The organism is Lacticaseibacillus hegangensis (assembly GCF_003946465.1).
Taxonomy (GTDB): Bacteria; Bacillota; Bacilli; order Lactobacillales; family Lactobacillaceae; genus Lacticaseibacillus; species Lacticaseibacillus hegangensis.
The window spans coordinates 1-25,419 of record NZ_RHOL01000023.1 but is presented as its reverse complement, the minus strand read 5'-3'; the positions used below and the strand labels follow the sequence as shown (position 1 = coordinate 25,419).

Below are 25,419 nucleotides of genomic sequence, written 5' to 3'. Positions count from 1 at the left end.
TCACTGTTTTGATGTATCTAAAAGGGGGATTATTTATGGCCAAAGAGACCTCGTCCGAGAAGTTGCAGAACAATGCCTTCTTGAACAAGTTTACGGAGATCGCGGTCAAGTTTGGCAACCTACTGTATCTGCGCTCATTGCGTGATGCGTTCGCTGTCATCCTGCCGGTCTTCATTATCGCCGGCCTTGGCACGATGCTGAACAACACCGTGTTCATGTGGCTGTTTAAAGGCGCAACACTTGCCAAGTGGCAGGTGTTCGGCAACGCCATTACCAATGGGACCTTGAACGTCGCCGGCATCCTGGTTGCACCTATGATCGGGTACTGCCTGGCCCGTAACATGAACTTCGACAACCCAATCGCTGCCGCGGCGATGTCACTAGCTTCCACGTTTATCGTGATGCCGCAGTCCATTCCAGCCACTACACTGGCTGGCAAGGCTGTGACTGTCAGCGGCGCTTACTCCACACTGTGGACAGGCACGCAGGGCATGTTTGGTGGGATCATCGTTGGCTTGGTTGCCACGACGATTTTCGTCAAGCTCGCCAGCATCAAGAAGTTGCAGATCAACCTGGGCGAAAACGTGCCGCCGGCTGTTTCGGCGTCATTTAGTGTTTTGCTTCCAGCCCTGATCCTGATGTCCATCTTCGCGATCATCACCGCCCTTCTTTCCGGGATCTTCAACTCCGACCTGATCGGCCTGATCAAGACCTGGATCCAGGAGCCGCTGCGTGGGTTCAACACCAGCCTGGTTGGTTACTGCATCATTTACTTCTTTGCGAACTTGCTGTTTACCTTCGGGATTCACCAGACTGTCCTTTCCGGCTCTCTGCTCGATCCGCTGGTTCTGATCAACATGAACCAGAACATGGCGGCTTATGCTGCTCACAAGGCAATTCCTAACATTATCAACACCAGTTTTGTTTCCAGTTTCACCCTGGTCGGCGGCTCTGGTTCTACGATTTCGCTGATCATCGCGATCCTGCTGTTCAGTAAAGTGAAGTCTTCCCGTCAGGTCGCGGCTTTGTCTCTCGGCCCTGGGATCTTCAACATCAACGAACCAATGATCTTTGGTTATCCAATTGTCTTTAACCTGCCAATGATGATTCCATTCGTTCTGTTCCCAATTGTTGGGACTTTGATTGGTTACTATGCAACGGCTGCCGGTCTGATTTCCAGAATGGTCGTGCTGGTTCCTTGGACCACGCCGCCGGTTATCGGTCCATGGCTTGCCACTGCTGGTGACTGGCGTGCGGTCGTGGTTCAGATCATCGTCATCGCTGTCGGCGTTCTGCTTTACCTGCCATTCATGAAGATTTCCGAACGCGTTGCCGCTCAGGAAGCCAAGATGGACGAAGCAGGTTCAACCGAAGCTTAGTTTTCAGTGCGAAGGAGGGTAGACATGGAGAAAAGGAAACCTGCCGCTGGCAATCCGCGGCGTATCTGGATCAGTATCGCTGGTGCGGTATTGATGCTGATGCTGGCAATCAATGACATCAGCCGCTTCGGCTGGGGCATTGTGACCCTTTCGACGTTTGCCATCTGTGCGTACTTCATTTACGAAATTGTTCAGACCATTCGCAATCCTCAGCGGGTCGCGGATCGCCTCGATAAACATCACCGGTGGCACTAAGCCGGCGGGCAGCTCGTTGCACAAGCAGCGGGCTGTTTTTTTTGTCGTAAGGCTGGCATTGAGGGCGCAAACGCGGACGAGAAAAAATAGCAAAAATTAGTTGACAGCGGTTTCATTGTGTGCAATACTATGTCTGGATGACGAGTGGGTGGGGAAGGAACAACCCCATCAGCACCACTCGCCGACTACCGGGCAATCCGACCTCAGTGTGAGGTTGACCCGGCGTGCTGAGCCGCCAGCTGGTTGGCTATGAAGACCACGTTAATCGCGTGGGGTCCTTTCAGGACGCATGGCAGGATGCTGCTATCACTTTCCTAACTTAATAAAGAGACTCGAAGCGGCAACGCGACGGGGATAGCAGGCAGGGGCGACTCTGCAATAAAAAGCCACCGGGGCAACCACGGTGGCGCGGGACACCATGTCGAAAGGGATGGTGTCTTTGTCGTGCCTTCATTTAGTTTCTGAGACCATACATAAGTCCTTATTTCTCTATTGATGGCGCTTACATGATATACTCGCGGTGACAAGGGGGCGACAGTCATGGATGAGACGCTAGCCAAGTGGCTGTATTTGTTTAATCGCGGCGATGATAATCAGAGCTTCAGGCGCTTTGGCGCGCACCGTGTGGGCCCGGGTCGCTGGCAGTTTTTGGTCTGGGCCCCAAACGCCAAGGCCGTCGCAATTGTTGGCGAGTTTTCTGATTGGCAGCCGACAGCGTTAAAGCCGGTTGGTGAAACTGGGTGCTGGCTTGGCGAGCACGCAGGCGACGTCGGTCAGCTCTACAAGGTGCAGGTGACGACCCGCACGGGTGAGATTGTCGAAAAAATCGATCCGTTTGCCTTTGCGTTCGAGAAAAAGCCAGGCACTGCCGCCAAGCTGACTGATCTGCCCCAGCACGCCTGGCAGGATACTGCCTGGCTGACCCAGCGCAAGGACCACCTGTCGTATGACCGCCCGCTGAACATTTACGAGTTGCATTTGGGGTCGTTCAAACGGCACGAGGACGGCAGTTACATCACCTACCGCGAGGCCATCAACGAAGTGCTGCCTTACGTCAAAAAGCTTGGGTACACGCACCTGGAGCTGATGCCGCTGATGGAGCACTTGCTGGATGCGAGCTGGGGATATCAACTGATGGGCTATTTTGCCCCGACCAGCCGCTTTGGCCCACCCGAGGATTTTCTGGCCTTCATCGACGCAGCGCACCAGCTGGGGCTGGGCGTGATCATGGACTGGGTGCCCGGGCACTTCATTCGCAACACCGACACCCTGGCGCAGTTCGACGGCACGCCGACCTTCGAGTACGCCGATCCGCACCGCGCCGACAATGTCCGCTGGGGCACTTGGAACTTTGACTTGGGCAAGGCACAGGTGCAAAGCTTCCTGCTGTCTTCGGCGATGTTCTGGCTGGACTGGTGCCACCTGGACGGCCTGCGCGTCGACGCTGTGTCGAACATGCTGTACATGGATTACGATGCCGGCAAAGAACACGATCGCAATCGCTTTGGCGGTCGGGAGAATCTGGAAGGCACCGCCTTTTTGAAGCGGCTGAACACGCAGGTGTTCGCCGCGCACCCAGATGTACTCATGATCGCTGAGGAAAGTTCGGATTACCCCAAGGTTTCGGCCCCAATTGACACCGGGGGCCTGGGGTTCAATTACAAGTGGAACATGGGCTGGATGAACGACACGCTCAAGTACTTCAGCACGGACCCGTATGCACGCCAGGCGCACATTGACCAACTGACGTTTTCTTGGGTCTACATGCAAAACGAGCAATTCATTCTGCCGTTTTCACATGACGAGGTGGTGCACGGCAAAAAGTCGCTGATGCACAAGATGCCTGGCGACCGTTACAACCAGTTTGCCAACCTGCGGACCATGGCGGTTTGGCACATGACCTTCCCGGGCAAAAAACTGCTGTTTATGGGCAGCGAGTGGGGCCAGTTTCTTGAATGGCGCGACTGGAGTCAGCTTGAGTGGGTGGACCTAAACGATCCGTTGAATGAGAAGATGCAGACCTTCACGACGGTCTTGAACCACCTGTACCAGGCGACACCGGCGCTATGGCAGGAAGATTTTCAGGCGCATGGCATTAACATCACGATTGGCGACCGCAGTGATGTGATCGCCTACGAGCGGCGCGGCAGAGCAGACAAGGACCGCTTGATCGTGGTGTTGAACCTGTTGCCAGAGCAGCGAGATCAATTCATTGTGCCGGTCCCGCATGCCGGTCTTTACGAGATTGGGCTAAACACAGAAAGCGCGCGGTTTGGCGGCACGTGGACGCACCTGCAGCGGCGCCTGCGCACCCGCGGCAAGCCAGAGCGTGGCCAGCCAGACAGCGTGGCGGTGGTGCTGCCGGCGATGGGGGCGCTGTTGATCAAGCCGCTGACAGAGAAGACGCAAGGAGCAGGTTCCATGGAGGTGAAACGCGATGACTAAAGTGTTATTTGCGGCGGCGGAAGGCGCGCCGTTTTACAAAACCGGTGGGCTGGGTGATGTGGCCTACGCCTTGCCGCAGGCGCTGCACCAGGCCGGCGTTGATGTGCGGGTGGTGCTGCCGTACTACGGCAAGAAAATGCCAACGCAGTACGCGGCCAAGCTCAAGGATCGCGCCCAGTTCACGGTGCAAGTCGGCAATCAGGCCAAGTACGTTGGGATTAAAACGCTGAGCCTGAACGGCGTGCCCTACTATCTGATCGACAACGAGGAATTTTTCGGGCGCGATGGCTTATACGGCTACTGGGACGACGGCGGCCGGTTTGGCTTTTTCCAGATGGCGATCATTGAAATGCTTCAGGTGCTGGACTTCTTCCCGGACGTCCTGCATGTCAACGACTGGCACACCGCGTTTATCCCGGTGCTGCTGCGCGACAAGTACGCCTGGATTGAAGCGTACCAGGGCATCAAAACCGAGCTGACGATCCACAACCTGCAATTTCAGGGGTGGTTTCCGGCCAGTATCCTGGATACGGTCTTTGGCATTGGCCGCCAGTTCTTCAACGATGACGGGTTCGCGCAGGACGGGCAGGTCAACTGGCTCAAGGGCGGCATTAACTTTGCTGACCTGGTCACCACGGTCAGTCCGACTTATGCATAGGAGATCCAGACCCCTGAATTTGGCCAGCACCTTGACGGCACCTTGCGCCGGCAGGCCTGGAAGCTGCGCGGGATCTTGAACGGTATCGACACCAAGCTGTACGACCCAGCCAAGGATCAAAATCTCAAGGTCCCATATTCGGCCAAAACGGTGAAGGACAAAGCCAAGGACAAGCGCGACCTACAGAAAACGGTCGGCCTGCCGCAGCGCAGCGTGCCGCTGTTTGGCATTGTGTCACGGCTGACCCGGCAAAAAGGGATGGACCAATTACTTGACGCACTGGCTATGCTGCTGCCGGGCGAAGACATTCAGGTGGTCATGCTGGGCACTGGTGACAGCGACCTGGAAGAGGGCTTCAATCACTTACATGACCGCTTTGCCGGCAAGGTGGCGAGTCTGGTGCGCTTTGACGAAGGGCTGGCGCAGAAAATCTATGGCGGGGCAGACTTTTTCGTCATGCCGAGCGCCTTTGAGCCCAGTGGGCTGGCGCAAATGATGGCGATGCGGTATGGCACGCTGCCAATTGTCCATGAAACCGGCGGCCTGCACGATTCCGTTCAGGCGTACGATGCCACCACTGGGGGTGGGACCGGTTTTTCATATTACGATTTCACCCCGCAGGTGCTGGCCGAGACGCTGGTGCGTGCGTCAACAATTTGGCGGGATCAGCCCAAAGTTTACTTACAGTTGCAGCAGCAGGCAATGGCCCAGGACTTTGACTGGGTCCACGCGGCGAAGGACTATTTGGCAACTTACCAGCAGCTGTAGCAAAGTGGAGGGACACACACGGCACTGACGACAGCACAATTTATCCGCGAATTTGAAGATAATGCCTTGGCCTTGTTTGCCGACGATTTGCCCAAGCTGTCACCGCAGCAGCAGTACCAAGCGCTGGCGGTGACAGTCAAGCGCTATTACGCCCATGACTGGGCCAAGACCAAGGACCACTACGACCGCACGCAGCAAAAGCAGGTCTATTATTTTTCCATCGAGTTTCTGCCGGGGCGGCTGCTCGCCTCAAATTTGTTGAATCTTGGGATCAAGGACACGGTGGAAGCCGGCCTGCGCAAGCTGGGACTTGATCCGGCGGTCATTTACGCGCAAGAGGCCGACCCCGGGCTGGGCAACGGGGGCCTGGGCCGGCTGGCCGCCGCCTTTCTGGACAGCATGGCCAGTATCGGCATGGCCGGCAACGGCAACGGGATTCGCTACCAGTACGGCTTGTTTCAACAGCGCTTTGTGGACGGCTACCAGGTCGAGTTGCCGGACGACTGGCTGCGCGATCCGGACATGTGGGAGACGCGGAAGGAAAACCGTGCGGTTATCGTGAAGTACGGCGGGCAAGTCGAGCTGCGGCCGCGCCCCAACGGTACGCTGCAGGCCATCACCCACAACACCGACGACGTGCTGGCGGTGCCCTACGACACGCCGATGGTCGGCTACCACACCGGCGTGGTTAACACGCTGCGGCTGTGGGCCGCCGAGACAGTGCCAGGCCGGGTTCACAATCTGGCGGAAAAGGCGCGGGTCAACCAGATTACGCAGATCTTGTACCCGGATGACTCCGATTCGGCCGGCCGCGAGCTGCGGCTGCGGCAGGAGTATTTTTTCGTCTCGGCGGGGATTCAAAGTATCATCACGCACTTCAAACGGTTCCATAGCGACCTGGCGGTGCTGCCGCACTTTGTCGCCATCCATATCAACGACACGCATCCGGCGATGGCGGTGCTGGAGCTGATGCGCATCTTGCTGGACGAAGAGGAAATGAGCTGGGACCAGGCTTGGACCGTGACGGTCAAGACGATGAGTTACACGAATCACACGCTGATGGCCGAGGCGCTCGAAAGTTGGCCTCAGGCGGTGTTCCAGGGGCTGTTACCACGACTGTTTCAGATCGCGCAGGAAATCGACCGGCGGTTTCGGCTGACTTACGCCAGACGCTACGGCGAGCTGGTCGTGAACAACGCGGCGCCGCTTGCTGACGGTCAGCTGCGCATGGCGTTTCTGGCGGTGATCGGCAGCCATCAGGTCAACGGAGTGGCCAAGCTGCATTCCGAGCTGCTGAAGCAAAGCGTGCTGAAGGACCTTTACCAGATTTTTCCAGAGCGCTTCACCAACGAGACCAACGGCATCACGCAGCGGCGCTGGGTACAGATTGCGGATCCCGCGCTGGCAGCGCTGATCGATTGCAAAATTGGGCCAGCGTGGCGCCGCAACCCGCTGCAGTTGACGCAGCTGCGCCGGTTTGAAACTGATGAAGACTTTTTGAAAGCGCTGATGGCCGCCAAGCAGGCCAATAAGCAGCGGCTGGCCGATTTGATTCAGCGCCAGTTAGGGCTGACTGTGGCCCCGGCTGCGCTGTTTGACGTGCAGATCAAGCGGCTGCACGCGTACAAGCGTCAACTGCTCCACGTTTTCGGCATTTTGGAGGCTTACCTCGCTTTGAAAAACGGTGAGGAGCGGCCGCCGCGGGTCCATGTCTTCGGCGCCAAGGCAGCGCCAAGCTACCAATACGCCAAGGCGGTCATTAAGCTGATCAACGCGGTGGCCGACCTAGTCAACCGCGATCCGGCGGTCAACGCCAAACTCAGGGTCGCCTTTTTGCCCAATTACGGTGTCAGTTTGGGCGAGCAGATCATTCCGGCGGCGGACATCTCAGAGCAGATCTCGCTCGCCGGCACCGAGGCGTCGGGCACGTCCAACATGAAGCTGATGGCGACCGGGGCACTGACGCTGGCCACGCTGGATGGCGCGAATATTGAAATCCGCGATGCGGCGGGCAAGGACACGATGGCCGTGTTTGGATTGACGGCCCAGCAGGTCGAAGCGGCGCAGCGCGAACACAGCTATCACGCGCGGACGCTTTATGAGCAAGATCCGTTGCTTCACCGCATTGTGGACATGCTGACAGACGGCTCCATTCCCGGGATCGCCAGTGAGGGCCGCGAGATTCAAGACGAGCTGCTGGAGTATAACGACAATTACTTCGTGCTGGCCGATTTTGAAAGCTATGTCGCGGCGTCCCGCCGGCTGGACGTGCTGTATCAGACACCACTGGCGTGGGCCAAGGTCGCCTTGGCGAACATCGCCGCTAGCGGGCAGTTCGCGGCGGATTTCACGGTTGCTCGCTACGGCCGCGAGATCTGGCAGGTGCTGCCAAGCCAGCCGGCAGACGAGTAGGAGGCACTGATGGAATACGATTCGTTTTTAGACCGTACGCCAAGCGGTGCAGTGGTGGCCGGGACCGCGATTCACTTCATGGTGCAAGGGCGTGACGCCGACACGGTGTCGCTGGTGCTCCGAAAAGACGGGGAAGCGGCGGCCAGTTATCGTTTGGCGCACACTGCCGAGGCCTTTCAAGGCAGCACGCCGGCATTGACTGTGGGGCTGTGGTGGTACCAGTTTGCCGTGGCCGGCCCGACCGGCGATGGCGTGCTCGCCCCCAGCCGCGGCGGCGTCGGCGGTCCGGCAAGCTGGTACCAGGCAGTGGATGCGGCGCCGTGGTACCAGTTGACTGTGGTGGCACGCCAAGAGACGGTGCCGGCATGGTATCAAAACGCACGAATCTACCACATTTTTGTTGACCGCTTTAACAACGGCAATGCAGATGGCCACGTGAACGCCCCAAAGGCCAACACTTTTTTGTACGGTCAGCTGAGTGATGACCCCTACTACATCAAGGATGCGGCCGGTGAGGTGGTGCGCTGGGACTTTTACGGCGGCAACCTGCAAGGCATCATTCAAAAGCTGGACGTGATCGCGGCACGTGGTTTTACGGCACTGTACCTCAGTCCAATTTTTGAGGCGGCCAGCAATCACCGCTACGACACAGGCGATTACTTCAAAATCGACCCGGTGCTGGGGACGCTTGCGGACTTTAAGGCGCTGGTGGCGGCCGTGCACGCCCGGGGGATGCATCTGATCTTGGACGGCGTCTTCAATCATGTCGGCCGCGATTCACGTTACTTCAACGCGTTTGGCCATTACCCGACGGTCGGCGCGGCGCAGGATCCGGGGAGCCTCTACGCAGACTGGTTCACCTTCAAGCATTTTCCCGATGATTATGCGAGCTGGTGGGGCGTTTTGGACCTGCCGGCGATCAATAAGCAGAGTCAGTCCTTTCACGACTTCATTGCCAAAGGCCCTGACTCGGTGATTGGCTACTGGACGGGGCTGGGGGTTGACGGCTGGCGGCTGGACGTCGCCGACGAGCTCGATCTGGGCTTTCTGCGTCAGATTCGCCGGTTGCTGGACCAGTATCCTGACCGGGTCTTGATCGGTGAGGTCTGGGAGGATGCCTCAAGCAAGGTCGCGTACGGCGCGCGGCGGCCGTACCTGATGGGTGATATGCTGCAAAGCGTGATGAATTATCCCCAGCGCGCCTTGATCCTAGATTTTGTGTTGGGCAAGCAGCCGGCTGCAGCTGTCTTGAAGCAGCTACTGACCTTGCAGGAAAACTATCCGCCCGCTGTCTTCCAGTCCAATTTCACAAGTTTAAGCACGCACGACACGCCGCGGGTGCTGACCGTTTTCGGCGAGGACCTGGCGGCCTTAACGCAGGCGGTGACGCTGTGGACGATGCTGCCTGGCGATCAGGTCGGTTATTATGGCGACGAGGCTGGGCTGACCGGCGGGGCCGACCCGCAGAATCGCAAGTTCTACCCTTGGGGTCGAGAAAACCAAGCGGTGTTGGCCATTTATCAGCAGGCCGCCGCGTGGCGCCGGCGTCCGGTGCTGCAAAATGTCGCTGCGTTCACTGGTTTCACTTTTGGTGCCGGGCTTGGTGTGGTGCGTGAGTCCGCCGGCCATTCGCTGGTGGCGCTGTTCAACCCGACCAATCAGCCGCTGACCTTCACCCCGGCGCAGGCGGATCTGCGGTATTTGACGACTGATCAGCAGGCGCTGTTGCGGGCGGCAACGCTCTCGCCTCATGGTCAGGTAATTCAATCTAGCGACTAAAAAAGCCGTGGTTCTCTTGGTTGAAGAGACTCACGGCTGATTGAGTTAATGGCCCATCTCCGGCATGAGGGTTTCGCGCAGTCCACCGGTTTGGCTGATGCGCGTATCCTTGGTGATGAAGACCGCCTCGGCGCCTTCGTTTTCCATCAGGGTCAGGCCTTCTGGCAGGCCGGCGTAGAAGCCAATAGAGGATAGCACGTCGGCCTTTTCGGCGGAATCGGCGACTACCGTGATGCTGGCCATGTCGGATTCGACCGGGCTGCCCGTTTGCGGATCGAGCAGATGGTGATAGATGTGGCCGCGGCGATCGAAGTGTCGGAAGTAAATACCGGTCGTGACCAGCGCCTTGGGGGCCGTGGTCAAGGTGGCAATCGGCGGATTCTTCGGGTCGCGCGGATCCGGTAGGCCAACCTGCCACAGTGGCACGCCGCCTTCACTGTTGCCAATCAGCACCTGGTTGCCGGCCAGGTCGATGCGGCCACCGGTAACGCCGCGGCGCGCCCACAAGTGAGCCAGCTCGTCGAGGATGAAGCCTTTGGCGATGCCGCCAAGGTCCAGGGCCATGCCGGGCTGGCTGAGGAACACGGTTTGCGCCTCAGAGTCCAGGATGACCTGGTCGGGATCCGTCAGTGCCAGTTTTGCCTTGATTTGATCGGACGAGGGGACGCTGGCGTCGTCAAAACCGATCCGCCACAACCCGACCAGCGGGCCAATCAAGGCGTTGTATCCCAGTCCACGCTTGCTCCACGCCACGGCGCGCGCAATGAGGTTGAACACCGGCCGCACCGGAATCTGCACCGGCGATAGGCCAGCCTGTTGATTGATTTGCGCGAGCAGCGAGCTTGAGTCGTAGAAGGACAGGAGCTTGGCGTACGCAGAGACGAGGGCGACACTTCTGTCAAACGTGCCAGGCTCACCGCCGCTGTAGATGGTCAAAGTGTTCTTGGCGCCGAGGCCGTCGAATTGAAAGGTAGATGTCATGGGGAAACCTCTTTTCTGAGTGCCAGATGCCGGCACGCTATTCGCTCTTATTATCCTGCCATTGGGAAACGTTTTCAAGCGACAGGGACTAAAGTTATTGTTGGCAAAAAATATTTTCAAAAAATGTCAAGACAGGGCAAATAAAAGTAGTATTATATAAATCAATAAATACTTTGGAGGTGTTGGTGATGATCAATTACACGGCGGCCCACGAGGCGGCCTTGACTGAGTTTAAGGCGGATATCGGGCACTTGAACGCACTGGCCAATGCAAATCGGCAGAAATTACTCATGATTTTGGGGCAGAGTTCAGACGGTCAAGGAGTCAAGGTCAACGATTTGGCGAAAGAGATAGGACTTTCGCAGCCGGCCACCTCGCACCACCTGAAGACGCTGCACGATATTGGCATGGTGGGGTCACGCCAAGAAGGCAACGTTGTGTACTACTATCTGACACTTGATGACACGATTCACCGGCTGGAGCGGATCACCGCGGCGTTGCGGGCGCGGGCAGCCGAAACGGCAGACGAGGATTGACAGTAGGCCGCTCTGGTGGGACACTAAGGACAATATTTCGACCGGAAGTTCAGTAGTTGAACAGCGGATGCCTCAGAAAGTCGGCGGGGGATGAAAGCCGACCTTCGCTGTCTGACGAATTACACCTTCGCAGCATGGCCCACGGGTGATGGCGTTATTCATCGAGAGTGATGGCTGGTTAGCCATAACGTGGGTGGTACCGCGGAATTTTCCGTCCCTGTTTGCAGATGCAAACAGGGCTTTTTTTCGGTCGTAACTTTAATAGGAGGAACATAATGGCAGAGAATATTTTAGACGAGCTGGCGTGGCGTGGCGCCTTGAATCAACTCACCGATGAGGACGGCCTGCGCAAATTAACGACTGAAAAGCACGTCGGCATTTACGTAGGGACTGATCCGACCGGCGACTCGCTGCACGTGGGGCACCTGATCCCGTTCATGATGCTGAAGCGTTTCCAGCTGATGGGGCACAAGCCCGTGATCGTAATTGGCGGCGGCACCGGCTCGATTGGCGACCCCTCCGGCCGTAATTCCGAGCGCGTGCTGCAGACGATGGCCACCATTGACGAGAACAAGAAAAAGCTGACTGCGCAGATGGAGCGCCTGTTTGGCACGGACAATTTCCGCATCGTTGACAACTACAGCTGGCTCAGCAAGCTCAGCCTGCTTGATTTTCTGCGCGATTACGGCAAGCTGTTCCCGGTCAACCAGATGCTGAACAAGGAAGTGGTGGCCAGCCGGCTGGAAAACGGGATTTCATACACCGAATTCACCTACCAGATCCTGCAGTCGATCGACTTTTTGAAGCTGTACCAAACCGAGGACGTGCAGGTGCAACTGGGCGGCGCCGATCAGTGGGGTAATATCACCGCCGGCATCGACCTAATTCACAAGGTGGAAGGTCCGGACGCCAAGGTGTACGGGCTGACCAACCCGCTGATGCTCAAGTCGGATGGCACCAAGTTTGGCAAGTCGGCCGGCGGCGCGGTTTGGCTCGATCCCGAAAAGACCTCGCCCTACGAGTTCTACCAGTTCTGGTTCAACCAGGATGATCAGGACGTTGAAAAGTTCCTGAAGTTCTTCACCTTCTTATCTAAAGAAGAGATTCAGGACCTGGTCGAGGCAACTGAGACGCATCCGGAAAAACGGGAAGCGCAGCGCCGGTTGGCCCAGGAAGTCACCAAGTTCGTGCATGGCCAGAAAGCCGTCGACCAGGCCGAAGCCATCTCCGCCGCACTGTTCTCTGGCGATGTGCAGGACCTGACGGCTGAGGAAATCGAGCAGGGCTTCAAGCAGTTTCCAAGCAAAACGGCGCCGGCCGCCCCTGAAAACATTGTGACTTGGCTGGTGGACATCACCGGCATCGAATCTTCACGGCGGCAGGCGCGCGAAGACGTCCAAAATGGTGCCATCACCATTAATGGTGAGAAGCAGCGCGACCTTGACTTCACCGTGGACCCGAGCGCGCATTTTGACGGCGCGTTCACGATCGTGCGCCGCGGCAAGAAGAAGTACTTCCTGGTCCGGATCCAAAAGTAAGCGTCCGGCCCAGAAGAGGTCAAAAAGCGGCGGCAGCGTCGCTTTTTTCGTGGCCGCAACCGGCGTGGCCTCGGGTCAGGATGCTATACTAATAAAAAAGGGGGAATTCGGCATGGCCTATTCGGTGATTGGTGCGACTTATCAAAATCAGTCGCTGACCGTCTTTTATTCTGGGCTGGACGGCCAGCGGCTGCTCAGTTTTGAGGCGGCGGGCCACGAGGCCCTGCGGCTGCTCAACGCGGAGCTTTCGGCCTGCCCGCTGCCGGATATCCATGAGCTGGCCGAGCAGGTGCTGACGTTTGCCATCAAGCGGCCGGTCGACCTGCATCGGCTGGAGGAAGCCACCGGCGATGCACTTTCGGTCAGCTGGTTTGCCGATGATCACTTCATCATCGCGGTGATGGATCGAACCGAGGCCTTTCAGCTGCACCTGGAGGTCGTCCCGGTTCGCGCTGAATAAGTGAGTTTAATCAGCTTGAGCGCAAGCCAAAATTGCTTTGTCGCGTTTCACAAAACGACGCCCAACTGACAGGCGCTCCTGCACCACGATTCGATAAATGAATCGTGGTGCAGGAGTGCTTTTGCTCTGGGCTAAAACCATTTTTGCCCGCCGGGAATTGACTCGGTTTATTAACTACTCTGTAACGCCGATGTAACTTCTAACTGATATGTTGATGGCAGTCAAAACAGAGGAGTGTGTCAATATGAGGTTAGGGAAGATTGCGGCCGCTTTGGGGGCTGCCGCGCTGATCGGAATTGCCGGCGGATCCCAAACGATGGTTTCGGCGGCCCCGACGGCAAGCACGAGTCAGCCAACTGACGTGATCGAACAGTTGCGAGCAGCTCAGGACCAGGTCCTAAAGTCCAGTAATGAGGCCTCAAACCTGGTCACCAAAATTGCTCAAACCCAAGCGGCAATTGATGATACGCAAGGTAAAATTGGCAAATATCAGGTGCAAATCGATAACGCCACCACTGAGGTGAAAAGTCGCAAGGCGGTGCTGAAAAACCAGCTGGTTGCGCTGCAAAAGCAGATCGGCGATTCGGCCACAGGTAACGTCTACGTCGATTTTTTGCTCAATGCCAAGAACTTCTCAGACTTGGTGGCCCGAGGATTTACGGTTAACAAGCTTAACCAGGCCTCACAGGAGGCGCTTCAGTCCATTCAAGACGCCAAGGCGAAGGCGGAGACGTTGAAGCAGGCGGAAATAGCGAAAAAGGCCGAGTTAGTGGCTAATCAGGCTAAGCTGGAAGCGGCTAAAATTCAATTGGATAAGGCGACCGCACAGGCCAAAGCGGACGCCACTGCGTTGCAAGAAAAAGTGGCCGCCAGCAAGCCGCAGCTCGTTGCGCTGACGAGCGCCAAGAGTAAGCGTACTGCTTCGGCAGCCAAGGCGCTGGTTCAGGAGACCGCAACACCAGCCACACAGGCTGCGCCGTCCCGGCCGACCCTCAATGGCGGCTCGCTGGTGGCAAATGCCCTGGCGATGCAAGGGGTGCCATACGTTTCCGGTGGTAAGACCACTGCTGGGGTTGACTGTTCCGGCTTAGTGTACGTGGCTGGACGAGCAGCTGGCATCCCGGCGCTGAGCACTTACCACACTTCCCAGGCCCTCAGCTCGATGGGGCAAAACGTTTCAATGGGCAGTCTGCAGCCGGGAGACTTGCTTTTCTGGGGCCGCGTTGGCGCGGCCTACCACGTCGCCATTTACGTTGGCGGTGGCACATACGTGCACGCGCCTAAGCCTGGCGATCGCGTACACACGGCCAGTATCAACGGCTACCGACCAAATTTTGCGCGGCGGCTTTAATCGGTTTCGCAATGTAAGCTCGCATCTCGGTGTGAGCTTTTTTCTGTGCCAATTTTGGCTTGTTTTCTTCTCTGGTTTGTGCGTGTACACCTCTCGAAAGTGGGGGAAATGTTGCATTTGCCATATTGCAACAAATGGCGACCTGACAGTCTTTGATTGTTAACCTCGCTGTAACACCTCTGTAACGTTCGCTTGTTACACTCGTCTACAGTTGATTCATTGAGGAGTGAATGTTTAATGAAAATTTCCAAAGCCTTATCAGTTATCGCGGTGGCTGCACTGCTGAGTGCCGGCACCTTAAGTACCGGGACAATCGTTTCCGCTGATTCTGTCAGCGACGCGAAGAGTGCCGTTTCGAAGAACCAGTCGGCCACAGCGGCACTTGTGACCAAGTTGCAGGATGCGCAGGCTAATGTCAGCAAGATCAACAACCAAATCTCTGACAAAGTCGTTTCGATTCAAAACACCCAGGACAGTATCGATGCCGCTGAGACTAAGATCGCCGATTACGATGGCCAGATTCAGAAGGCCACCGCTGAGGTCAACAGTCGTAAAGCGGTTTTGAAGCGCCAACTGGTTTCGCTGCAAAAACAGGTGGGCGATTCCGTTACTGGTAACGTCTACATGGACTTCATGCTGAACGCCAAGAACTTGTCCGATTTGGTTTCTCGCGGCTTCACCGTCAACAAGCTGAACCAAGCTAGCCAGGAAGCCCTGTCTGCGGTTCAGGAAGCAAAGGCGAAGGTCGCATCACTGAAATCCGAGCAGGAAGCCAAGCGGCAGCAGCTGGTTACCAGTAAAGCCACACTGGTTGCCGATAAGGCCAAACTTGAGACAATGAAGGCTAGCGCCACCAAACAGGCCAGCGACCTTTCTGCTCAGGTCGAAGCAAACAAAGCGCAGTTGACCAATTTGCAGAGTTCGGTGTCCAAGGCAACTGCTGCTGCTGCTGCCGCACTGGTTGCCCAGGCCAACGCGGCTAAGGCCCAGCCACAAGCTGCAGTGGTGGCAACGAGTCATCACACGGCCGCTTCCGCTGCGACGACGATTGCGTCGGCGACGCCGGCTGCTCATTACGGCAGTAACATGTCCGGCTTTGTGGCCGCGGCACTCGCTCAGCGCGGGAAACCTTACGTCTGGGGCGCTGCTGGTCCTTCATCCTTTGACTGCTCCGGGTTAGTGGTTTACGCCGCTAAGCTCGCCGGGCTTGGCAGCCTGCCTCACCAGGCTTCACAACTGCAGCAGATCGGGTCGCCGGTATCACTTTCCAATCTGCAGCCGGGTGACTTGCTGTTCTGGGGTGCGCCAGCTTACCATGTTGCGATTTACATCGGCGGTGGCACTTTTGTTCACGCGCCAAATCCTGGCCAGACCGTGACGACTCAGAGCGTCGGTTCATGGACGCCAACCAATGCCCGCCGGATCTAACCAACTAAACATTCACTCAACGAGGTCGGCGATTTGCCGGCTTTTTTGATTGCTGGTTTTAAGGTAAAATGGGCCTAACAACCAAGGAGGGGCACTCATGCAGCGCAAATTGATCGTGATCACTGGCGCGACCGGCACTGGTAAGACCACCGTTTCTTCCTACCTAAAAAAGCACTACGGCGTTGACCGGGTGATGACCCACACCACCCGGCCGCGGCGGCCGGGCGAGGTGGATGGTGTGGATTACTTTTTTGAAACGCCAGAAAGCTTTGCCGCGAATCATTACATCGAGCACGTCACCTATGCGGGGTACGAGTACGGCAGTTCCTATGAGTCCCTGAATCGCGCCTGGGCGCATGCAGATTTTGTCTCGATCGTGCTGGACACCAAGGGGGCCTTGACCTATGCGCGACAGTTGGGCGATCAGCTGGCCGTGCTTTATCTCACGATTGAGGATCCGTCGATTCTGAGGCGGCGTTTATTGAGCCGCGGGGATCCCGAGGAAATGGTGGCCAAGCGGCTGGCCTCGCCAGAGTATAAGCGCGACTTGCAGTTGCCAGCAGGGCTTACTGACGTCGCGACGGTCATCAAAAATGACGATTGGCCGCAGGCGTGCCGCCAGATCGATGCGTTCATGCAGCAGCTGACCCAGACGGCGGCCAAGGCGTAATTGCGACCGCGCGCCTGATATGATAGACTGAATTAAATCGTAATCAGTCCGATTAAAACGGAGGCCACTATGTCACAGGCAAGAATCGCAATTGAAAAAATGAAACAAAGCGGGATGCGGGTCACCAAGCAGCGCCGGGCGTTGGTCGCTTATCTGGACAAAAGTGGGCGTTTCGTGCCGGTGACGCAGCTCGATCGATACATGCGCAGCCAGTACCCGGGCCTGTCTCATGACACCATTTACCGCAATGTGAAAGCCTTTGAGCAGCTGGGGATCTTGGAAAGCGACGTGGAAAACGAGCAGGCTATTGTGAAGCTGCAGTGCGACTTCCAGCACCCGCATCACCACCACTTCATCTGTACCAACTGCCATCGGGTGCAGGAAGTCAAAATGTGCCCGTTAGAATATTTTGAAGACCAGCTGCCTGGCGCCAAAATCGCCAGCCACAACTTTGAGCTTTATGGCTTGTGCGCAGAATGTGCGCAGAAGCTGGGCCGATAATCGATCCCGCGGTGGCGGGATTTTTTAGTGGCCAAAATGCGATGATTGTGTGCTTTTCGGCTTTCTTAAGCGCACACCTCGGTCGTTTAAGTTAGAATCAAGGTAGCAAGTTTTCAAAGGAGGACCAGTAATGGCCTATCGTACTCCGCCGCTGCTGTCACCGGCAGCAATCGTGTCGCTGATCATTTTGATCAGCGGCTATAACTGGATCAATAACACAGTCAACCCGACCAGCACGCCGAAGTCCCCGGCGGCACAGAGCTCCCTGGTGTCCAGCATGAAGGCTAAAGATAGCAGCTCGTCGTCGTCCAGCAGTCCGGCCTCATCGTCGAGCAGCAAGCCGGCCGAGTCTTCCAGCGCGCCGGCGGCCTCGAGTGCCTCGACTTCATCAAGCCAGCCTGAAACCACCACCGGCGAAGGGGCAACTTCCTCGAGCAGCAGCGAAAGCAGCGCCACGTCCAGCAGCAAGCCAGCCTCGAGCAGCAGCTCCAGCGCTCAGACCGGCACCGCGACCGAGGGCGGCACTGACGCAACCAGCACCAATCAATAGGAGGTGAGTACATGCTGACGGCTTTAGACGTCCTCAACCGACTGCTCAGTTATTTCAACATTCAAGATAAGGCCAAAGGCAAGGCGTTCACGGTGGTGGCGGGTGCCGCTAACTTTTACATTCTGTATCTAGCCATCACTTGCCTCCGCTACCCCGGTTACCGCATCAAAGGGGTCCTGTTTCTGCTGCTGTTTTTGGTCCTGCTGTATTTCGTTGTGCTGAATGTGATTTATTACTACACGGACAAAACGGTGCCATTTGACATCTCGCCCAAGGTGGAAAAACTCCTTGGTGGGAATCCGGAACGCATGAAAGAGGCCGAATCCGCCCTGACGCGGCAGAATCAGTCCGGCGCGGCCAGCGGGCTGTTCGCTGATCAGCAGCTGCTGCCGACGACCGTGATCAGCTCAGACGCGCAGCAGCAGGCGCTGGCCGCCCTGGTTGACCAGCTGGTGAAAACCGGCGCGCTCACATTAAATTATCAAGGCCTTGACGAGCGCGCCGTCCTGCGGGTGGCGCAGCACTCACACAAGCCGGTGTCCGCGATGGGCGGTCCGTTTGACCTGCCATACTTCCGCTTGAGCCAAGAAAATGGCCACCTGCTCGTGTATGGCGGGCTGAATGCCCTGCAGCCGCTGGTGCTGGGCGAAATCACGCAAGTCGGCCTCATGCCGGTCAAGCAGGCAGAAAAGGATTATCAGCTGGCCGCCGCCCACGTTTTTCTGCAAGGCGGCGAATCGAAGCGGCCCGGCCGCGCCGGGTTGCTGACCGAACACGCGCCTTATACGATCAGCGTCCAAGTGGCGTACACGCCGCGGCCAAAAGTGACAACGCCGCAATAAAACTTGCACCGCGCCTGAATATTGGTAGAATTATTTAATAGATATGATAATTCGACCAATGTTTCAGGCGTTTTTTTGTCCGCTAGATTGTTCTCAAATGGCTGACAAGCGTCTTGAAACCGTGGCCGGATGCGGCACGCTGAAACGGCTTCCAGGCTAGCAGAGCGTGCGGGTGGGTATCAAACCGTGACTTGACACCGATTTTGCAGGTCATTATTCTTGCAAACAGTTGTCCTGACGCGGTATTCTAGACGCAAGCACTGCGCACTATATTTTACTTGCGTAAAGGGGGAATCACGATGTCAATGATCGAATTTCACGACGTCGAGAAATACTATGGAAAGTTTCACGCGTTAAAGAACATCAATCTGACCATCGACCGTGGTGAGGTCGTGACGATCATCGGGCCCTCTGGCTCGGGCAAAAGTACGCTGTTGCGCACAATTAACGGCCTGGAGCGGATCACTTCCGGTCAACTGATCGTCAACGATTTCGATCTGGCGGACAAAAAAACGGACATGAACCGCATCCGCAAGAACGTCGGCATGGTTTTTCAGCACTTCAATCTTTACGCAAATAAGACGGTGCTCGAAAATATCACCCTGGGGCCGACCCTGGTGCTGAAAGAGAACCAGGAAAAAGCCAAGAAGGAGGCCATGGATCTGCTGGACATGGTCGGGCTCGCCGACCAGGCGCCCAAGTTGCCAGCCGCCCTGTCCGGGGGCCAGAAGCAGCGGGTCGCCATCGCACGGTCGCTCGCAATGAATCCGCGCGCCATTTTATTTGATGAACCGACGTCGGCGCTTGATCCGGAAATGATTGGCGACGTGTTGGACGTCATGCAAAAAATTGCCAAGCAGGGCATGACGATGGTCGTGGTCACCCACGAAATGGGTTTTGCCAAGCGCGTGGGCGACCGCATCGTCTTTATGGCGGACGGCCAGATCCTCGAGGACTCTTCCGACGTGGCCGGCTTCTTCGATCACCCGAAGGAACCGCGGGCGCAGGAATTCATCAGTAAGATCTTGAACCACTAGGAGGGGAGACTATGGCTAAAAGAATTCGCCGCCTCGGCGTGCTTTTTGCCGCTCTTGCCATGCTCCTAGTGGTGAGCGGCTGCGGCAAGTCCGTGGCAGACAGCGATGCGCTGGCCCGCGCCAAGCGGACCGATAAGATCGTTTGGGGCGTCAAGGCCGACACCCGCCTGTTCGGGCTGATGAATACTAAGACCGGCCAGATCCAAGGGTTTGAAGTAGACATGGCGAAGGCCTTGACCAAACAGATCCTGGGCAAAAATGGCAAGGCAGAGCTGACCCAAATCACCTCGGACACCCGCGTGCCAATGCTAAAGGCGGGTAACGTCGACGCCGTGATCGGCACCATGACGATCACGCCGGAGCGGCTCAAGCAGCTCAACTTTTCCAAGAGCTACTTTTCTGCCGGCCAGTCGCTGCTGGTTGCCAAGGACAGTAAAATCAAGTCAGTCAAGGACCTGAAGAAGGGCACCTCAGTTATCGGGGTTCAGGGCTCAAACTCGGTGGACAACATTAAAAAGGCGGCGCCAGATACCCGGGTGCTGCAGCTGTCCGATTACTCGCAGGCGTTCACGGCACTGAAGTCCCATCAAGGCGACGCGTTGACGACTGATAACGGCATCCTTTACGGGATGTCACAGCAGGATCCGCGTTACGTGGTGGTCGGCGGCACCTTCACCAAGGAGCCGTATGGCATCGCGATGAACAAAGGCCAGACCAATTTGACCAACGCGATGAACCAGGCGCTGGACACGCTGCAAAAAAACGGAACTTACGAACGCTTGCTTAAGAAATGGTTCAGCGACGTGCCGGGCTTTGACGTTCAGGAGGTGCAGCCATGATCAACATCTTGACGAACAATTTTGGCACCCTGATCTCCGGGCTGGGTTACACGCTGCTATCCTCGATTATCGCCTTGGTCGCCAGCTTGATCATCGGCACGGTGTTTGCGCTGCTTGAGATTTCGCACAAGAAATGGGTCCGTGTCATCGGCAAGGCTTACGTTGAGTTCATTCGCAACATTCCGCTGCTGGTTATCACAATGGCCTTTTACGTCATCGTGCCCCAGTTTGTCATGCAGATGGACGGCTTCACTGCCGGGACTATTGGCCTGACGATCTACACCTCGGCCTTCATCGCCGAAACTGTGCGTGCTGGGATCCAGGCCGTGCCCGCCGGCCAGATGGAAGGCGCCCGCAGCAACGGCCTCAGCTACACCCAGGCCATGGTGCACATCGTGTTTCCGCAGGCCATCAAGATTGTGGTGCCGTCGCTTGGCAACCAGTTCATCAACCTGGTCAAGAATTCGAGTATTCTGGCCTTCGTTGCGGGCTTTGACCTGATGTATCAAGGCAAGATCATTGCAGCCACCACCTTTAACACCTTTGACACCTACCTGGTGGTCGGGGTCTTGTACCTGGTGGTCACGATGCCGATGTCGTACGCGATGCGGTACCTTGAAAAACACTGGTCACGGGCCTAGGAAGGGGGAGCGAGAATATGCAAAACTTTATTAATGCTTACTCTGCTGTCAACCTGTCCTACCTGATGCGCGGCTTGTGGGTCACCGTCGAAGTTTCGGTGGTGTCCATCTTCTTCAGCTTCATCATCGGCACGCTTCTGGGGGTCGCTCGGTACGTCAAAATCAAGTACTTCAGCGCCATCGTTGGGTTCATCATCGACCTGATCCGCAACCTGCCGCTGCTTCTGATTTTGTTCTTCACTTACTTCGCGCTGCCGAACATCGGCATCCGGCTGTCGGTCATCCCGGCGTCGATCATCGCGATGACGGTGTTTGAATCCGCGATGCTGGCCGAGATCATTCGGTCTGGGATCGGCGCAGTGCCGATCGGTCAAATGGAGGCCGCGCGCAGTAACGGCATGACCTACTCGCAGGCGATGATTCAGATCATCTTGCCCCAGGCCTTTAAGAAAATGATCCCGCCGCTGGTTTCTCAGTTCATTTCCCTGGTTAAGGATACCAGCTTGGCCACCATCATCCTGCTGCCCGAGCTGACGCAGCACGCGCAGATTATCTACGGCCAGAACGTCAATTACACGATTCCGATGTTCGCCGCGCTGGCGCTGCTCTACTTTATCGTCAATTACGCGTTGTCGGTCGCGTCGCATGTGATCGACCGGCGCCTCAACTAGTTCCACAACGTCATCTCCGCTTAGAGGATGGCGTTTTTTGGTGGAACAAATTAAAATAAAATGTCAATGTTTTCACTTAAATTTGTATGCGCTATACTTGCCCCAATGTGAGCAAGGAGGCAAACAATGACAGAGGAATTTAATCAGCGCAAAGCGAACCAGCAGGTGCGTCTGCTGCACCAAGCCATCTACGCCGGCTTCAGCGATCTTCAGGACATGCAGATCTGGCATGAGACCCGCGAAGACCATCGGGACGTGCCACCGGCAGACGCCGACTGGCAGCCCGTCAAGGTGGGCGATACTTGGTCCGGCCGCGACGATTACTACTGGCTGCGCTTCAAGGTGCAGGTGCACGCCAGCAAGGCCAGTGAGACCGTGCTGCGCCTGGACCTGGGACGGACTGGGGAAGGCAACAACTCCGGGTTTGAAGCACTGCTGTTTTTGAACGGCAAGCCGCGTCAGGCCGTGGACTCGAATCACGAAGAAGTATTCCTGGGGCCTGAGTATGATGGCCAAACCGTCGATATTCAGATCATGATGTGGACCGGGCTGGAAGGCGGCGGGCCCAAAAAGATTCAGCATTACGTCTTCACGACCGCGCAGCGCGGGCCGGAGCGGCGGACTGTGCGCCGAGCATACCGGTACCTGAGCAACATCGTCAACCTCATTCCGGAACTCAGCGAAGATAATCCGCTGCGCTACGATTACATTCGCTTGGTCAAGCACGCGTTTAAGGGCTTTTTCTGGGCGACGGCGACCCCTGCGGAAACTGAACAGGACGCCGAGCAGGCGCTGAGTCTGATCGATGCTTTCATTGCCAAGCACCAAAACGAAAAGTTGGACTTTGCTGTCGATGCCATTGGTCAAACGCACATCGATGTGGCCTGGCTCTGGCGGTACCGCCACACGCGTGAAAAGGCGCGCCGGTCGTTTGCGACGGCGCTGCGCCTGATGGACCGCTATCCCGACTTCAAGTTCTTCTACTCCACCCCGCAAGTGCATAAATTCGTTGAAGAAGACGATCCGGAGATGTTCAAGCAGATCCAGGCGCGGGCAGCAGAAGGCCGCTGGGAGCCGGACGGCGGCACTTGGCTGGAGCCGGACACGAACCTGCCAAGCGGCGAGGCCCTGGTGCGCCAGTTCCTGTACGGGACGCGCTACTTTGAGCAAAAATTCCACCACAAGCAAACCGTGATGTGGCTGCCGGATGTTTTCGGGTACTCTTATGCGCTGCCGCAGATCATGCAAGGCTTTGGCATCAAGCGGTTTGTGACCATCAAAATTTCTTGGAATGACACCAACCGGATGCCGCATGACTTGTTCATGTGGACCGGGCTCGACGGCAGCCGCGTGCTGACACAATTTTTGACGACGGTTGAACGCACTGAGGATTACTCGCAGTCCAAGGTCTGGAACTACACCTACAACGGTGAGATCTCGCCGCATGTCGTGATGGGCTCTTACCACGAGTACAAGGATAAGGACAAGTCCAACGTGCTGCTGATGCCTTATGGCTTCGGCGACGGGGGCGGCGGTCCGACCAAGGAAATGATCGAAAACCTGCACGTGATCGATGCGCTGCCAGGCCTGCCGCACGCCAAGAACAAGACGGTCGCCGACTTCTTCAATGACTTGGAGCAGTCAGTCAAAGGCAACGAGGAGACCTATCCGGAGTGGAACGGTGAGCTCTACCTGGAGTTCCACCGCGGCACTTACACCTCGCAGGCGAAGACGAAGCGTCACAACCGCAAACTAGAGCTCGCCCTGCGCCGCGCTGAAATCTTGGCCACCACTGCACTGGTGGAAAAGGGGACGCCATACCCGAAGGCCGAATTCGACCGGGCCTGGGAGATTTTACTGCGCAACCAGTTCCACGACGTGCTGCCGGGTTCCGCCATTGGCGAGGCCTACGAGGATGTTGATAAGCTTTACGCCGAGGCTTTTGACCTGCTGGCCAAAATCACGGCTGCGCGCACTGCTGAAACTAGCGGCATTGAGCTGAGCAATCCCCTGCTTGGCGAAAAAACGGCGGCATTTGTGCCTGAGAAACAAGCAGGTGAGTTTAAGACCACGGCGGGGACGACGGTTCAGGCGAAGCGCTTAGGCACTGGCTATGTGCTGCCTGATGTCACCGTGCCGGCCTTTGGGACAACCGCGTTGACCTTTACCCCAACTGGGGAAGCGGCCGCACCGACCCCTAGCCAGACGAACCAGATCGAAACCCCGCATTATCTTATCAAGTGGAATGCGGACGGGCAGTTGACCTCCGTGTACGACAAGGATAACGACCGGGAAGCCATTAAAACAGGCGGCCTGGGCAATGTTCTGACCATTTATGAAGACCGGCCGACCTCATTTTCCAACTGGAACATTGATGCCGATTATCCAGATAAGTCGCGCACGCTTTCTGCTGAGTCGATCACGACGTATCAGGAAGCGGCCGGCTGCCGCGTGGTCTTCAAGTACCGGTTTGACAAGTCGACGGTCACGCAAACGTTGATTGCCGAAAATGACTCACGCCGGCTTGACTTCAAGACGACGGCTGATTGGCATCAGCACGAACTGCTGCTGCGGACCAGCTTTGACCTGAACGTCCTGACCGATCAGGCGACGTACGACATCCAGTTCGGCAACATTCAGCGCTCGGTTGCCCGCAACACCTCCTGGGAACAAGCCAAGTTCGAGGTCGTCGGCCACCAGTGGGCCGACTTCTCCCAGCGCAACTTTGGGGTGGCGCTGCTTAACGACAGCAAGTACGGTTATGCGGCGACTGACCGCGGGCTGTCGTTGTCTCTGATCAAATGTGGGGTCTACCCGGATACTGATGCGGATCAGGGACTGCACGAGTTCACCTACAGTTTGTTGCCGCACCGTGGCGACTTCATCGAAGGACGCGTGGCGGAAGCAGCCGCGGACTTGAACGACCCCGTGATCGTGCGGCAAAATGCGGCGAGCGGCTTGACGCCGCTGTTCACGTTTGAAAAGGCGGACGCAGTTCAGGTCGATGCCATCAAGGCGAGCGAGGACGGTGATGCGGTCATCTTGCGGTTGCACAACAACACGCCTGGCGACACACAGCTGCGCGTTTCGCCGACCTTCGCTTTTGCCAGTGCCGAGCGGGTGGAGCTGGATGAATCGCCAGTGGCTGAGCTGACCGCTGGGGATGATGGCGCGTTTGACCTGGTGCTGAAGCCGTACCAGATCTTGACCGTGGCCTTCAAGCGGAATTAATCTCGGCAACTCTCATACTTTTCTCACATAAGTGCTTGACACTTATCAGATTTTCATTTAGTATGACTGTCAATAAAGACGAAGAGTAGCAGAGTAGCTGAGTCAGCCATGTCAGTGAACCGCGGTGAGTGGAAAGCGGTGATGGTCAATCAGCGAAAGTAGGCTATGAGTTGGTGCGGCGACTACGGAAGTTGCACCTGGGATTGCGCCCATTACAGCAATGGCATATCGCCGAATTAATCGGCCGTACGCTCAGAGGTCTAGTTGGCGACGACTAGGCGAATTAAGGTGGTAACACGCGCAAGCGCCCTTAGCAAATCATTTGCTAGGGGCGCTTTTCTTGGTGCGCCCGGCATGGGCGCCAACTTGGTGGTGAAAGTCCACTGCGGGCCGTAGTAGTCGGAACCGCTAGCCAAGGGCAAGGGTGTCCATCGCGAGGTGGAATCT

Annotated in this window: 20 protein-coding genes and 1 pseudogene; 20 read left to right on the top strand and 1 reads right to left on the bottom strand. The window is 56.9% G+C overall.

The genetic code is table 11. The annotated features are described in order from the left end of the window. Positions 1 to 35 precede the first annotated feature (35 nt). The 6 genes and pseudogenes from EKM86_RS08210 to EKM86_RS08185 all read left to right on the top strand — a co-directional run bounded on the left by EKM86_RS08210 (position 36) and on the right by EKM86_RS08185 (position 9,696). Entirely contained in the window at positions 36 to 1,379 is a 1,344-nt protein-coding gene (locus EKM86_RS08210; protein WP_125756902.1) for a PTS sugar transporter subunit IIC, read from the top strand. Between the two features lie 24 nt (positions 1,380 to 1,403). After that, the gene (locus EKM86_RS08205) at positions 1,404 to 1,634 is read left to right on the top strand and encodes a hypothetical protein (RefSeq protein ID WP_125756900.1); all 231 of its coding nucleotides are present in this window, start codon (positions 1,404 to 1,406) and stop codon (positions 1,632 to 1,634) included. Positions 1,635 to 2,174: 540 nt separating this feature from the next. After that, the gene (glgB, locus tag EKM86_RS08200) at positions 2,175 to 4,079 is read left to right on the top strand and encodes a 1,4-alpha-glucan branching protein GlgB (protein WP_125756898.1); all 1,905 of its coding nucleotides are present in this window, start codon (positions 2,175 to 2,177) and stop codon (positions 4,077 to 4,079) included. Further along, positions 4,072 to 5,505, top strand: a pseudogene (gene glgA, locus EKM86_RS08195) (glycogen synthase GlgA). Before glgB ends, glgA begins: the two are co-directional and overlap by 8 nt. Positions 5,506 to 5,529: 24 nt before the next feature. Continuing rightward, entirely contained in the window at positions 5,530 to 7,917 is a 2,388-nt protein-coding gene (locus tag EKM86_RS08190; protein ID WP_125756896.1) for a glycogen/starch/alpha-glucan phosphorylase, read from the top strand. 6 nt (positions 7,918 to 7,923) lie between these two features. Then, positions 7,924 to 9,696, top strand: coding sequence for a glycoside hydrolase family 13 protein (locus tag EKM86_RS08185; protein WP_125756894.1), 1,773 nt, complete (start codon positions 7,924 to 7,926; stop codon positions 9,694 to 9,696). Between the two features lie 45 nt (positions 9,697 to 9,741). Here EKM86_RS08185 and EKM86_RS08180 read toward each other — a convergent pair whose 3' ends face one another. Continuing rightward, entirely contained in the window at positions 9,742 to 10,677 is a 936-nt protein-coding gene (locus EKM86_RS08180) for an FAD:protein FMN transferase (protein ID WP_125756892.1), read from the bottom strand. Between the two features lie 188 nt (positions 10,678 to 10,865). Here EKM86_RS08180 and EKM86_RS08175 point away from each other — a divergent pair, with 188 nt between their 5' ends. The 14 genes from EKM86_RS08175 to EKM86_RS08110 all read left to right on the top strand — a co-directional run bounded on the left by EKM86_RS08175 (position 10,866) and on the right by EKM86_RS08110 (position 24,972). Continuing rightward, the gene (locus tag EKM86_RS08175; protein WP_125756890.1) at positions 10,866 to 11,213 is read left to right on the top strand and encodes an ArsR/SmtB family transcription factor; all 348 of its coding nucleotides are present in this window, start codon (positions 10,866 to 10,868) and stop codon (positions 11,211 to 11,213) included. A 275-nt stretch (positions 11,214 to 11,488) separates the two neighbouring features. After that, entirely contained in the window at positions 11,489 to 12,751 is a 1,263-nt protein-coding gene (gene tyrS / locus EKM86_RS08170; RefSeq protein WP_125756888.1) for a tyrosine--tRNA ligase, read from the top strand. 112 nt (positions 12,752 to 12,863) lie between these two features. Continuing rightward, entirely contained in the window at positions 12,864 to 13,211 is a 348-nt protein-coding gene (locus EKM86_RS08165; RefSeq protein ID WP_125756887.1) for a hypothetical protein, read from the top strand. Positions 13,212 to 13,455: 244 nt separating this feature from the next. Continuing rightward, positions 13,456 to 14,562, top strand: coding sequence for a C40 family peptidase (locus EKM86_RS08160; RefSeq protein ID WP_164506217.1), 1,107 nt, complete (start codon positions 13,456 to 13,458; stop codon positions 14,560 to 14,562). A 237-nt stretch (positions 14,563 to 14,799) separates the two neighbouring features. Then, the gene (locus EKM86_RS12610) at positions 14,800 to 15,990 is read left to right on the top strand and encodes a C40 family peptidase (protein ID WP_125756883.1); all 1,191 of its coding nucleotides are present in this window, start codon (positions 14,800 to 14,802) and stop codon (positions 15,988 to 15,990) included. Between the two features lie 97 nt (positions 15,991 to 16,087). Continuing rightward, a complete protein-coding gene (locus tag EKM86_RS08150; RefSeq protein WP_125756881.1) occupies positions 16,088 to 16,660 on the top strand; it encodes a nucleoside/nucleotide kinase family protein in 573 nt (190 codons plus the stop codon). Positions 16,661 to 16,729: 69 nt separating this feature from the next. Beyond that, complete coding sequence (locus EKM86_RS08145; protein WP_125756880.1) at positions 16,730 to 17,161, top strand: Fur family transcriptional regulator; 432 nt, start codon at positions 16,730 to 16,732, stop codon at positions 17,159 to 17,161. 130 nt (positions 17,162 to 17,291) lie between these two features. Continuing rightward, a complete protein-coding gene (locus EKM86_RS08140) occupies positions 17,292 to 17,711 on the top strand; it encodes a hypothetical protein (protein ID WP_125756878.1) in 420 nt (139 codons plus the stop codon). Positions 17,712 to 17,722: 11 nt separating this feature from the next. Beyond that, a complete protein-coding gene (locus EKM86_RS08135; protein WP_125756876.1) occupies positions 17,723 to 18,553 on the top strand; it encodes a DUF6681 family protein in 831 nt (276 codons plus the stop codon). Positions 18,554 to 18,852: 299 nt separating this feature from the next. Beyond that, positions 18,853 to 19,590 (top strand): amino acid ABC transporter ATP-binding protein, encoded by a 738-nt coding sequence (locus tag EKM86_RS08130; protein ID WP_125756874.1) that lies wholly within the window; start codon positions 18,853 to 18,855, stop codon positions 19,588 to 19,590. An 11-nt stretch (positions 19,591 to 19,601) separates the two neighbouring features. Continuing rightward, a complete protein-coding gene (locus tag EKM86_RS08125) occupies positions 19,602 to 20,429 on the top strand; it encodes a transporter substrate-binding domain-containing protein (RefSeq protein ID WP_125756872.1) in 828 nt (275 codons plus the stop codon). Next, a complete protein-coding gene (locus EKM86_RS08120; RefSeq protein ID WP_125756870.1) occupies positions 20,426 to 21,070 on the top strand; it encodes an amino acid ABC transporter permease in 645 nt (214 codons plus the stop codon). The genes EKM86_RS08125 and EKM86_RS08120 overlap by 4 nt, the downstream gene beginning before the upstream one ends. Positions 21,071 to 21,087: 17 nt before the next feature. Further along, positions 21,088 to 21,741 (top strand): amino acid ABC transporter permease, encoded by a 654-nt coding sequence (locus tag EKM86_RS08115; protein ID WP_125756868.1) that lies wholly within the window; start codon positions 21,088 to 21,090, stop codon positions 21,739 to 21,741. Positions 21,742 to 21,867: 126 nt separating this feature from the next. Continuing rightward, the gene (locus tag EKM86_RS08110; protein WP_125756866.1) at positions 21,868 to 24,972 is read left to right on the top strand and encodes an alpha-mannosidase; all 3,105 of its coding nucleotides are present in this window, start codon (positions 21,868 to 21,870) and stop codon (positions 24,970 to 24,972) included. Positions 24,973 to 25,419: the final 447 nt, after the last annotated feature.